The 11407-nt window shown below is 61.2% G+C and carries 9 protein-coding genes; 6 read left to right on the top strand and 3 right to left on the bottom strand.

Annotated features, from left to right (window positions below; genetic code table 11):
- Nucleotides 1-773 precede the first annotated feature (773 nt).
- Together BIWAKO_RS06160 and BIWAKO_RS06155 are read left to right on the top strand one after the other, a co-directional pair.
- The gene (locus BIWAKO_RS06160; RefSeq protein ID WP_069877786.1) at nucleotides 774-2495 is read left to right on the top strand and encodes a type I secretion system permease/ATPase; all 1722 of its coding nucleotides are present in this window, start codon (nucleotides 774-776) and stop codon (nucleotides 2493-2495) included.
- Between the two features lie 3 nt (nucleotides 2496-2498).
- Nucleotides 2499-3809: an HlyD family type I secretion periplasmic adaptor subunit gene (locus tag BIWAKO_RS06155; protein ID WP_069877785.1), complete on the top strand. Its 1311-nt coding sequence runs from the start codon at nucleotides 2499-2501 to the stop codon at nucleotides 3807-3809.
- A 225-nt stretch (nucleotides 3810-4034) separates the two neighbouring features.
- Here BIWAKO_RS06155 and BIWAKO_RS06150 read toward each other — a convergent pair whose 3' ends face one another.
- From BIWAKO_RS06150 to BIWAKO_RS06140, 3 genes are all read right to left on the bottom strand, one after another.
- Nucleotides 4035-4712: a response regulator gene (locus BIWAKO_RS06150; RefSeq protein ID WP_069877784.1), complete on the bottom strand. Its 678-nt coding sequence runs from the start codon at nucleotides 4710-4712 to the stop codon at nucleotides 4035-4037.
- Complete coding sequence (locus tag BIWAKO_RS06145) at nucleotides 4705-6087, bottom strand: sensor histidine kinase (RefSeq protein WP_176733271.1); 1383 nt, start codon at nucleotides 6085-6087, stop codon at nucleotides 4705-4707. Before BIWAKO_RS06145 ends, BIWAKO_RS06150 begins: the two co-directional genes overlap by 8 nt.
- Nucleotides 6088-6728: 641 nt before the next feature.
- The gene (locus BIWAKO_RS06140; RefSeq protein ID WP_176733270.1) at nucleotides 6729-7751 is read right to left on the bottom strand and encodes an AraC family transcriptional regulator; all 1023 of its coding nucleotides are present in this window, start codon (nucleotides 7749-7751) and stop codon (nucleotides 6729-6731) included.
- Between the two features lie 422 nt (nucleotides 7752-8173).
- Here BIWAKO_RS06140 and BIWAKO_RS06135 point away from each other — a divergent pair, with 422 nt between their 5' ends.
- From BIWAKO_RS06135 to BIWAKO_RS06120, 4 genes are read left to right on the top strand one after another with little or no spacing between them, the layout of a single operon-like run.
- The gene (locus BIWAKO_RS06135) at nucleotides 8174-8464 is read left to right on the top strand and encodes an STAS domain-containing protein (RefSeq protein ID WP_141740002.1); all 291 of its coding nucleotides are present in this window, start codon (nucleotides 8174-8176) and stop codon (nucleotides 8462-8464) included.
- Nucleotides 8465-8469: 5 nt separating this feature from the next.
- Complete coding sequence (locus BIWAKO_RS06130) at nucleotides 8470-8835, top strand: response regulator (protein WP_069877780.1); 366 nt, start codon at nucleotides 8470-8472, stop codon at nucleotides 8833-8835.
- Nucleotides 8832-10886: a chemotaxis protein CheA gene (locus BIWAKO_RS06125; RefSeq protein ID WP_069877779.1), complete on the top strand. Its 2055-nt coding sequence runs from the start codon at nucleotides 8832-8834 to the stop codon at nucleotides 10884-10886. Before BIWAKO_RS06130 ends, BIWAKO_RS06125 begins: the two co-directional genes overlap by 4 nt.
- Nucleotides 10886-11368 (top strand): chemotaxis protein CheW, encoded by a 483-nt coding sequence (locus tag BIWAKO_RS06120; RefSeq protein ID WP_069877778.1) that lies wholly within the window; start codon nucleotides 10886-10888, stop codon nucleotides 11366-11368. Before BIWAKO_RS06125 ends, BIWAKO_RS06120 begins: the two co-directional genes overlap by 1 nt.
- The last annotated feature ends 39 nt before the right edge of the window (nucleotides 11369-11407 follow it).

Raw genomic sequence — 11407 nt, 5'->3', positions numbered from 1 at the left:
TCGTTGCTGGAGGATCTCTCTTTCCGGATCTCAGCGCGTTGCCGCGTGCGGGCTAAGTCGTTGCATCTGAAATATCGCAAATATTACGTCTGTACTGGCCCGTCGATGTGGGGGCAGGCAGGCTGTTCACGAAATTTTCAACGGAGATGGTGCTGACAAATAGAGGTATTTGCAATCGAGACTGGAGTATTGGAGGTGTCGGCCATAAGTACTTAGGACTTCTGGTTAGTGCTGCTGGACTAAGGTCGGAAACCGTCGGACCATAGTCGCCGAATGACCAGCCGCTGTATTCTTCAAACCGTTCCGGCTGCGGTCGACCTCGCCCGGCCTTCGCAATCCCCGCCGTCGCGTCTCGGTCCACCCCGGCGCGCAGCGGCATCCCGCTCCGTGGCGCAGATGCCGAAGGTGAAGGCCAGGACGTAGCGACGATCGTCCGAATGATGTCGGACCATAGTCCTTGAAGGCTTTGGACGAGAGTACGTTCTGCCGAGGCTGCGATCAGATTACGGTCTCTGGCTAGCGCGTGCCGAGGGCCGTTTCGGCGCCGATGTGATGTCCAGCATCCGGGTTCCGGGCCGTTTCGACGGAGAATGCGACGTGATTTCAGGAAATGGCATGGCCGTTGCGCTGCGCGACCGGAGTCGCAGTGTCTCGTCGTCGGAACGAGCCCGTGCCAGGCAGGCGCCTTACGGCGGGAGGGGAGAACAACCGCCAAGCCCAGGCGGGTCGCCTCCGGCCGCAAGTTCGACGCCGGCAACATATGGGGTGGGGATATGGCTTCCGTAACGTCGAAAGGCCCATCCTGGCTCGCATCGAGCTGGGGCGCATATGCGGGCGTCGCGCTCCTGAGCGGCTTGATCAATGTGCTCTACCTGAGCGGCTCCATTTTCATGCTGGAGGTCTATGATCGGGTGCTGCCAAGCCGCAGCATTCCCACGCTCATCGGCCTCGCCGCAATCACGGCGGCGCTCTATGCCTTCCAGGGGCTGTTCGATCTCTGCCGGGGGCGCATCCTCTCGCGCATTGGCGCGACGCTCGACCGGGAACTCTCCCAGGACGTCTTTCAGGCAGTTCTGCGGCAGCCCTTGCGCAGCCGGGTCGACGGTGATGGACAACAACCGTTGCGCGATCTCGACCAGGTGAAGGCCTTCCTGGCGAGTGGCGGCCCCGCTGCGCTCTTCGATCTTCCCTGGATGCCACTCTACCTGGCGGTTTGTTTCGCCTTCCACGCCTGGATCGGTCTGGCGGCGCTTGGCGGGGCATTGTTCCTTGTCGCCGTGACGCTTCTGACGGACGCGCTGACCCGTCATGCAACGAGATCGGCCGTTGGCGCCGCGGCTGTCCGTAACCGAATCACCGAGTCCGGTCGGCGCAATGCCGAAGTGGTCCGGGCGCTTGGCATGGCGCGGCGCATCGGCGCGCGCTGGGACGATGCCAACAGCCGCCACATGACCTTCCAGCAAAGGGCCTCCGATGTTTCCGGGGGCTTCGGTGCACTGACGAAGGTGACGCGCATGCTGCTCCAGTCGGCCATTCTGGGCATTGGTGCCTATCTCGTCATCGATGGCCAGGCGACCGGGGGCATCATGATCGCCTCCTCGATCCTGACGTCCCGAGCGTTGGCCCCGGTGGAGCTCGCAATCGCAAACTGGCGGGGCTTTGTCGGCGCCAGGCAGGGGTGGCGCAGGCTTCAGCAGGTCTTGGGGGCCGAAGCGGCGCCGGGCGCGCGGTTGAAGCTGCCGGCACCACGCCTGTCGCTGAGCGTGGAGAACGCTGCGGTGGTTGCCCCGGGCCAGGGCCGCCTCCTGGTCCAGGAGATTTCATTTTCGCTCAAGACCGGGCAGGGCGTGGGCGTGATCGGGCCGAGCGGCTCTGGAAAATCGAGCCTGGCACGGCTGCTTGTCGGCATCTGGCCGGCGTGCCGTGGCAAGATCAGGCTCGATGGCGCGGCCCTCGATCACTGGCTTGATGAGGATCTGGGAGCGTATCTCGGCTACCTGCCGCAGGATGTCGAGCTCTTCGCGGGAACGGTGACCGAGAATATTGCGCGCTTCGACCCGGCAGCCGATGCAGGCCACGTCATTGCTGCAGCCAAGGCTGCGAACGTGCATGACCTGATCCTGCGCCTGCCTGATGGTTATGAAACCGAGATTGGCGAAAGCGGAGCCGCCTTGTCCGCCGGGCAGCGCCAGCGGATCGGTCTTGCCCGGGCGCTGTTCCGGGATCCATTCCTGGTCGTGCTCGACGAGCCGAATTCGAATCTCGACGCCGAGGGCGATACGGCCCTGACACAGGCCATCCTGGGCGTCAGGGCACGCGGCGGCATCGTCGTGGTCGTTGCGCATCGTCCGAGCGCGTTGGCGGGGGTCGATATGATCCTGATGATGGACGGGGGGCGGGCCCAGGCCTTCGGTCCGAAGGACGAGGTCCTGTCGAGGGTGACACGTCCTGTGTCGCTCCCGGCCGCTGCCGTCCTCAAGGCCGTGGAGAACTGATGCATGTCCCCCAACATCACCAAAGACCCCCGCCGCTCGATCAGGAGCCACCTGCTTGCCAGCCTCGCCGGTGCGACCATCCTTGTCGGCGGGCTCTACGGATGGGCGGCGAGGACGGAGGTGTCCGGAGCTGTCGTCGCTGCAGGGGTGGTCGTCGTCGACTCGAATGCGAAGAAGGTACAGCACCCCACCGGCGGAGTTGTCGGTGCGCTCAATGTCCGGGACGGCGACAAGGTCAAGGCCGGCGATGTGGTCATTCGACTTGACGAAACGGTGGCGAAGTCGAACCTGGCGATGCTGTCAAAGACGCTCGACGAGCTTTATGCGCGCCAGGCGCGCCTGGAGGCCGAGCGTGACGGCCGCGACCGTCTCGTCTTTCCAGATGGCCTCATGAAACGGGTGGCCGAGCCGGACGTGGCGCGGCTCATCGACGGCGAGGAAGGCTTGTTCGACCTTCGGCGCCTGGCTCGCGCCGGCCTGAAGGATCAGTTGGGCCAGCGTGTCCAGCAATTGCGCGAGCAGATCGACGGCCTTGAAGTCCAGGCCAAGGCCAAGGGTAAGGAAATTGTCCTCATCCATCAGGAGCTTGATGGCGTGCAGGAGCTCTGGCGCAAGAATCTGGTATCGCTCAGTCGCGTAACCGCCCTCTCACGCGAAGACGCGCGATTGGATGGCGAGCGCGGCGCCATGATCGCCTCGGTCGCCCAGACCAAGGGGAAGATAACCGAAACCGAGATGCAGATTATCCAGATCGACCAGGATCTGCGGAGCGAGGTCGCCAAGGAACTGCGCGAGATTCAGGACAGGGCCGTTGAGCTCACGGAACGAAGCGTGGCGGCCGAAGACCAGTTGAAGCGTATCGACATCCGCTCTCCGCAGACCGGTACGATCCATCAGCTCAACGTTCATACGATCGGGGGAGTCGTCGCTGCGGGAGACACGCTGATGCTGATCGTACCTGAAGAGGACGATCTTTCCGTCGAGATCAAGGTTGCACCCCAGGATATCGACCAACTCCGCGCCGGGCAAACAGTGATGCTCCGTCTCTCTGCGTTCAACCAGAGAACAACTCCCGAGGTTTTTGGGGTGGTCAATCGGATTGCTGCGGACCTGGTGCAGGATCAGAGGTCCGGGGCCCAGTATTATCCTGCCCGTATCAACTTCACGCCCGGAGAGCGCGAGCGTCTCGGCAATCTGAAGATCATTCCTGGAATGCCGGTCGAGACATTCGTGCAGACAGGCAGTCGGACAGTGATGTCCTATCTGACGAAGCCCCTGACGGATCAGGTCATGCGTGCCTTTCGCGGGGTGTGACTGCCCGCGAAAGACCGCGCCCGAGGCTCCTGCAAAGTGTCTGCCAGACGGCCCTGCAATGCAGCAAATACTCGGAATTCGTAGGCCAGCCGAATGCAGCCAGTATCCTGGTCTTGGGTTTAATCGATGTCCGGATTATTTGCTTGGATCGATCTCGCTTTGAGCAGCGATATGTCGCTCCTTTTATAATAAATATCAATATTTATGAGCGGTTCTCTCTGATGTTTACAGTAATCGAGTGTTGATATTTTGGGTTGCGGGCGATTTTTTGTTGACCATAAGGGCTATTTCTACGCGGTTCCTGGCGTGAAGTTTCTGAAGGACATTCGTGATGTGATGTTTGACCGTCTTTTCGCTGAGGGACAGGGAGTTGCCGATTTCCTTGTTGGTCAGGCCCTGTGCGACGAAGGACAGAACCTGCTCCTCGCGGCCTGTTAGGTCCGCGAACGGGTCTGCCGCCACATTTCGCTTGGAGCTTGGCCTCTTCATCTGGGTCAGAACCTTGGCCGCAAGTTCCGGCGATACATAGGATTGGCCGCTATGGATGGCCTTGATCGTGCTCACCAGTTCAGCGCCGCTGACGCCCTTCGCAATATAGCCCTGGGCGCCCATCTGCATGGCGGCCAGGACCTGTTCCTCATCCGAAGCGACCGTCAGCAGCACGGTCTTCACCGACGGCCAATGGGTGACGATCGCCTCGATGGCCGACATGCCGCCGCCAGGCATGTCGAGATCCAGCAAGACGAGATCTGGCAACCGCTCCCGGGCGGTCTGAATGGCCTCATGAGCCGATGAGCCCTGCCCAACCACCTCCAGGTCGGGCTCGGAGGCCAAGGTGTGCACGACACCCGCCCGAAACAGCGGGTGATCGTCGAAGACGGCAATCCGGATTTTGTCAGCCATAGGCTTCACCTGTCGGTTGAATGGGGAGGCGTGTCGTCAGGCGTGTTCCCTTGTTCGGCCAACTTGAGACATGCAGGCTTCCGCCAAGGATCTCGATCCGATCCCTGAGTCCGGCGAGGCCGAGATGGACGTCGCTGGGATGATTCCGGTGGGGCTCGATACCCGGGCCTTGGTCCGTCACTTCGACAGTGATCAGTGCTCCGTCGGATCGCACGCTCACCTGTTGACCCATGCCGCGCGCGTGTCTGAATGCGTTATTCAGGCCTTCTTGGATGAAACGGTACAGGCAGGTTTTGGTGGCGTGATCCATGTCATTCGGCAAATCGCAGATGTCGATGGAGACAGATGTCAGCGTCCGCCGTTCGTGGGCGCGCACAGCCGACAACAAGGCCGATCTCGGCGAGAGTTTTTCGATTTCAGGAAGTGTCAGCCCAGAGCAAATGCTGCGGATTTCCTTCAGCGCATCAGACAATACCGACTTGATGGTAGAGTGTGCGTTGCCCCGTTTCCTGGCCTCTTCGTCCGATTCCGTGTTCCGGGGCTTCAACACATCAAGTCTGAGCAGGGCCAGGCTGAGCATTTGGGCGGGGCCGTCATGCAAGTCGGATCCAAGCTGCCTCAAGTACCGCTCATTGAGCTCCGTCGTGCGATGTGCCGATGCTTGCAGGCGATTACGCAAATCCTCGTTCTGCGCGAGCAACTGAAAGAGCTGCTCGACACGCTCCTGGAGCGATAGTTGCTGCCTTTCAATCGTTGTGCTGCCGCGAGCCACGATCCAGAACAAGCCTGCAATCATCAAAATCGTCACGACTCCCGTGACAATCCAGCTCTGCTCTCGTGCCTGGATCAGGGCCTGCCTGAGTTCTTCGGCATTCTCGTAGAATTCGGCGACGGCAATGATCATGCCCGCGCTCGATCGGATCGGCGAGTAAACTTCGAGTTGAGGTGTATGACTTGCGTGGTCCTTGTCATGCTCCTCGATGTGTGGGTGATCGAATTCGGCGGAGATCTTGCCGTGCCAGGCAGCGTTCAAGCTTTCCTTGGGCGCGAGTGTCTTGCCGATCTCGTCCTTACGAGTGCTGTAGACCAGCATATTGTCATGCGCCCAGACCCTGATCGCGCTGACGCGCATATGGACGGCCGCCGTCTCCATCACGCCGTCAAGGGCTTCGCTGCTATCGGGCGGCAGCACGTTGGCTGAGGGCAGTGCCTGAAGATGCGGCTGGACGAAGTTGTCCATGTACCGGGCCGTCGCGACGGCTGCATTCTCCGTGACGATGGTCTCGATGATATTGGAAACCCACCCTCCCAAGACTATCATGCCGAGGACGACGAGGGCTGAACTCGCCAGCGTGTATTGCTTGGCGAGACTCAATTTATACCATTGCCTAGTAAGGTAAGAAGTCAATAAGCAGGATCTTAAATATGCCTTATTTATCATTATCTATGTCCTGAATATGAACTATAGAATGAATTAATACACAATTTAAAATCAAATATACTTGAATATTTAGATATTACGTTAGTGTCAAAGAGGTGATTTAATATCATGGCGTGCCCGAAAGAACTTGACGGGATAGGCGCGAATTTAGCGATAGGCCACGACGCTGGATTCTAATATGTAGCCCGTCCAATTCTTTGTCAAAGCAATTTGGGGAGTTGAAGCTGCTTTCGGGCCAGGCAATCACGGGATAGTTACAGTCCGTTCGGGCGGCTCCAGCGGGCCCTTCGCTTGCGCTGACGCTGTCGCCCGAATGGGCCGAGTCGGGCGTTAGGCGCGAGTCCGCAAGCAGATGTTGCTTCGTTCGCGCGGCATCCTGGTCCCGGATCGGCCGTGGGGTCCGCAAGATGCGTAACTCGCTCGTGCGCTACAGGTGCGGGTAGCTCGAGATCGGCTATCGCAGCGTGAGCATAGCCCCCGTGTTTACGGGCCGGCCCCGGGCCAACTCCCTCGCCGCGCGCCACAAGGTCGAAGGGCGCTTCATCAGGCTTGCTGACTGGTTGTCGCATACAGTTCTAGTTTGCGGAGGCCCTCGGTTGCGGCAATTGGCTGAGCTGGGTGCGCAGCGCCACAGCGCTCAGGCCAAAGGCTGCCTCGAACTGCGTATTGAAGCGCGTGAAATTGGAGAAGCGCCAACGCCGCGCGATCTCGCCGACACGTTCGCCGGAGTTGCCTTCGATCTCACGTCTGACGCCCTCCAGCCGCACCGAGCGTTCGTACTCGGAGATCGACATCCCCAGGAACTTCTGAAAGCCGTATTGCAGGGCCCGCAGGCTCACGCCGGCGACCGCCGCGAGCTCCTCGGGGGTAATCGGCCTGCGGGCATTTTCCCGGACGAATTCGATGGTCCGCTTGACGTGCTTTGGGGCGATGACATGCGAGCCTCGTTCCAGCGCCTTGGCGTGATTATGGGGCAGCACCTCCAGGATGAGGTCTGCCAGCAAGGCGCTCAGGCGCCTTGCGCCATGTGGAGCATCCTGCAGCAACCGTACCAGCATCGAAATGTCGAGCCCCAAGAGGAAGCGTCGCAGGGCGTCGACCGAGGTCTGCTCCAGATCGAGTTCCGGTTCGAAACTGAGCTTTCGCATGACCGGCGCCCCGGTCAGCTCGAACAGGCGGTTCGTCAGCAGGTTTCTGTCGATGAGGATGGAATAGTTTTCCGAATGGGCTGAACGGCGCAGCGCCTTGGTCTCACTCACATCGAAGATCGCGGCTTGCTGCCTTTCGCAGCGAATGACGCGATCTCCGAGCTCGATGCTCGTCGAGCCCTTGAGCGCCACCAACAGCTGATATCCCCACGGGCTCAGCCGTGGCTGGATTTCGACCGGGTTCTCGAAACTCGTACGGGTAAAGACAATCCCGTCCGACGCCTGGTTCAGCGCGCTGACCTCAATTCGTCCAGAAGAGTCATTCAGCGGCGAGATCGTGATGCTCACGCCGCATGCCGCAAGGTGCTCCACTGCTTCATGAGGGTCATGGGTGACGAAATGATGCAGCGTCTGGCGCCGCGCTGTTGAGCAGTGATGGTGTCGCGTCATCTCGCCGCTCTCGGCCTCGGCTCGCGGCACAGATCGCCGGCAGTAGCAAGTGCACTGGCGAGCCCTTGGCTGCATGGCAGCTTCCGACATCGCAGGTATCGACCCATCTGAAAGTCCCTAGGCCAATCGGATTGCCTGAATCCGCCGCCGATTATTTTTACAGTAGGCGAAGCGAGAAGACAGATTGCGCAAATTGGATTCGCCGGGCGCAACTGCCTGACAACCAGCGCAATATCTGATTCGCGGTTAATATATCGATCAGAATTGAAGGTAAAGATTGGCATCATCAAACGTTTCAGACCTAAACTATCTCCTTTGTTTGTATGTAATCCTGTCACAATTCGGCAGGATATCGTGCGGGGTCGGAGATTGAATCTTGTGGGTCATAAGAAACGAAAGTCAAAATATAGAAGGTTCTATTCGTGCTGACGTTAATGCTTCCCGCAGATTGCTCGCTACGAATGGTAAGTCACCTGTTTGATCAGATGACCTCTGCTGTTCGGGCCGAGGCGGACGTCGAAATCGATTGTTCGGCCCTTGCCGTGATCGATCTCGCCGGATTGCAGCTTCTGATTTCGGCAGGCCGGACCGCTCGAGCAGCGGGCAAACGCATCCGGCTGCAGGCTCCTTCGGACATCTTGAACGCTGCGCTGGCGCGGGCAGGCATCTCGCCCGCGCAGTTCGGCGACTGCATTCACATGAACAGGGCTTGAGTGGCATGGCGTCAATTCTGACTGTCGACGATTCTCCGAGCGTGCGGCAGATGATCAAGCTTGTGCTCGCTCCTTCCGGTCATAAGGTCGTGGAGGCGGGTGATGGTTCCGAGGGCCTGGCCAAGGCGAAGGCAGAGCGCTTCGACCTCGTCATCACCGACCTGAACATGCCGGTGATGAACGGCCTGGAGATGATCCGGGGCCTGCGTGCGCTCCCGTCCTTTACTGGGGTGCCGATCGTCTTTCTCACGACCGAGTCCGATGACGGGGTCAAGCAGCAGGCGAAGGCCGCGGGCGCGACCGGCTGGATCACCAAGCCCTTCAAGCCGGAGCAACTGCTTGCGGTCGTCGCCAAGCTGGTGCGCGCATGATGGAGCTCGATCCGACCGAGACATTCCGGCAGGAGGCCGCCGACTTGCTGGACAGTCTGGAAGCGGCGCTGCTCGATCTCGGTCAGACGCCCCAGGACAGCGATCTGATCGACGCGGCTTTTCGGGCGCTGCACACCATCAAGGGCTCTGGGGCGATGTTCGGCTTCGACCGGGTCGCCGCTTTCACCCATGATTTCGAAACCGCCTTCGACCTGATCCGCAAGGGCAAGATCTCGGCGGATCGTGACATCATCACCGTCTCCCTGGCCGCCAAGGACTATATTCGCGCGCTGATCGACGATCCCGACTCGACCGATCCGATCATCGGCGAGGCGATCGTCGAAGAGCTCCAGGCCCTGATCGCCACGGGCGCGACGGGAGGCACGGCGTCGCCTATCGGTGCTGCTCTCGACGAGCCTCCCGCCGTGGCCGCCGCAGACGGCGCAGGCTGGCTGATTGAAATCGCCTTCGAGCCGGACATCCTGCGCAACGGGACCAATCCGCTGGTCCTGCTCGACGACCTCCGCGCGCTTGGCTCATGCAGTATTCGTGCGCATCTTGACGGCGTGCCGGAGCTCGGAGCGCTCGATCCGGAGACATGCATGATTGCATGGAGGGTCGAGCTTGAGGGGGGCTGTACGCGCGAGGACATCGAGGATGTCTTCATGTTCGTTCGCGATGAGATGAAGCTTGAGATCACGCCGCTCAGCTTGGCGGGATCGGCGGATGCGAAGCGTCGCGCGATCGTGGAGATCGACGCAGTGGCTGCGGCGGCAACCGCTGCCCCAACCGTTGCGAAAGAGTTGCAGCCCGCCCTGACGGAGCGTGCCGCTGGCGAGCGGAGCGAGGGCGCCCGTCGCGGTGAGGACAAGACCCCGACCGTCCGCGTCCAGGCCGAGCGCCTCGATGAATTGATGGACCGCGTCGGTGAACTCGTCATTGCGCAGGCGCGGCTCAGCCAGCTCGCGCATTCCGGAACGGATCTCGCGATCAAATCGATAGCCGAGGAAATTGAACGCCTGGCGTCCGGTTTGCGCGATTCCACCATGGGGGTGCGCATGGTGCCGATGGGCTCGCTCTTCGGCCGCTTCCGTCGCCTTGTGCACGACCTCTCGCGCGATCTCGGCAAGCCCGTCGATTTCGTGACGGTCGGCGAGGATACCGAACTCGACAAGACCATGATCGAGCGTCTTGCCGATCCCTTGGTCCACCTCATCCGCAACGCGATCGACCACGGCATCGAAGCGCCTGCGGCTCGCGCCGGCACCACCAAGTCGCTGACGGGGCGGATCGAACTCGCCGCGCGCTATGTCGGGGCGCAGGTGCTCGTCACGGTGCAGGATGACGGCGCCGGGCTCGACGCGGCCCGCATCCGCGCCAAGGCCGAAGAACAGGGGTTGATCGCGGCCGGGGCGCCCCTGAGTGAACACGAGATCCACCAGTTCCTGTTTCATCCCGGCTTCTCCACCGCCCGGACGATCTCCGCGCTGTCGGGCCGCGGCGTCGGCATGGATGTGGTCAAGCGCACGATCGAGGCCATGCGGGGCACGATCGATCTTGCCACTGTGCCCGGCTATGGCAGCACGGTGACGCTGCGGCTGCCGCTGACGCTCGCCATCATCGAGGGTCTGCTGATCCGCGTCGGCGAGGGCCGCTACATCATTCCGCTCTCGGCGGTGGAGGAATGCGTCGAACTGACCGCGGCCGAGGACGTTCGGGCGCGCGGACGCAACTTCCTGAACGTGCGCGGCGACCTCGTGCCCTTCCTGAGGCTGCGCGATCTCTTCGAGGCTGACGGCGAGGCCGACCCGCATCAGAAGGTCATCATCACCACGATGGGGGACACGCGCGTCGGCCTCGTCGTCGACCAGATCATCGGCAGCCACCAGACGGTGATCAAGTCGCTGTCCAAGCTTCACTCCGATGTCACGATGTTCTCGGGCGCCACCATCCTTGGCGATGGCTCCGCCGCCCTCATTCTCGACGTCGCCCAACTCGTTTCGCTCGGCCAGAGCCGCGCCGAGACCGAAAAGACACCGGAGGCGGCGTGATGCAGATCCAGACGCAAGGCGGCGCGGGCCACGGCCCTCACGCGGCAGCGGAGACGAGGCTTCAGGTCCTGATGATCGGGCTCGGCAGCGAGATCTTCGCGATCGAAGCCGACATGGTGCGCGAGATCATCGACCCGGTTCCGGTCACACGGGTTGCAGGCGCGCGCGCCTTCCTGCCCGCTCTGATCAATGTGCGCGGCAACGTCATCCCCTTGGCGGATCTGCGTCTGCGCTTCGGCATGGCGCGGCGGACCGACACCGCCGACACCCGCATCGTGGTCGTCGAGATCGAGATCGACGGTGATCCCGTTGCGCTCGGGATCATGGCCGACAAGGTCTACGAGGTCACCGAGATTTCAACCGCCCAGACCCAGCAGACACCGCGACTGGGAATGCACTGGCGGCCGGATTTCATCCGTTTCATCACAAAGTGGAACGACGAATTCGTCATCGTTCCCGATCTCGAAAAAATACTGAGCTGACGCGCTGCCCATTCAGCGCACGAAACCCTTCACGTTGCT

Source organism: Bosea sp. BIWAKO-01, from assembly GCF_001748145.1.
GTDB lineage: Bacteria > Pseudomonadota > Alphaproteobacteria > Rhizobiales > Beijerinckiaceae > Allobosea.
This window is presented reverse-complemented; position numbering and strand designations above follow the sequence as displayed.

Bases quoted from the DNA above. Each gene is read 5' to 3' on its own strand.
- BIWAKO_RS06160 (WP_069877786.1), top strand. From the start codon at position 774: ATGGCTTCCGTAACGTCGAAAGGCCCATCCTGGCTCGCATCGAGCTGG.
- BIWAKO_RS06155 (WP_069877785.1), top strand. From the start codon at position 2,499: ATGTCCCCCAACATCACCAAAGACCCCCGCCGCTCGATCAGGAGCCAC.
- BIWAKO_RS06150 (WP_069877784.1), bottom strand. From the start codon at position 4,712: ATGGCTGACAAAATCCGGATTGCCGTCTTCGACGATCACCCGCTGTTT.
- BIWAKO_RS06140 (WP_176733270.1), bottom strand. From the start codon at position 7,751: ATGACGCGACACCATCACTGCTCAACAGCGCGGCGCCAGACGCTGCAT.
- BIWAKO_RS06130 (WP_069877780.1), top strand. From the start codon at position 8,470: ATGGCGTCAATTCTGACTGTCGACGATTCTCCGAGCGTGCGGCAGATG.
- BIWAKO_RS06125 (WP_069877779.1), top strand. From the start codon at position 8,832: ATGATGGAGCTCGATCCGACCGAGACATTCCGGCAGGAGGCCGCCGAC.
- BIWAKO_RS06120 (WP_069877778.1), top strand. From the start codon at position 10,886: ATGCAGATCCAGACGCAAGGCGGCGCGGGCCACGGCCCTCACGCGGCA.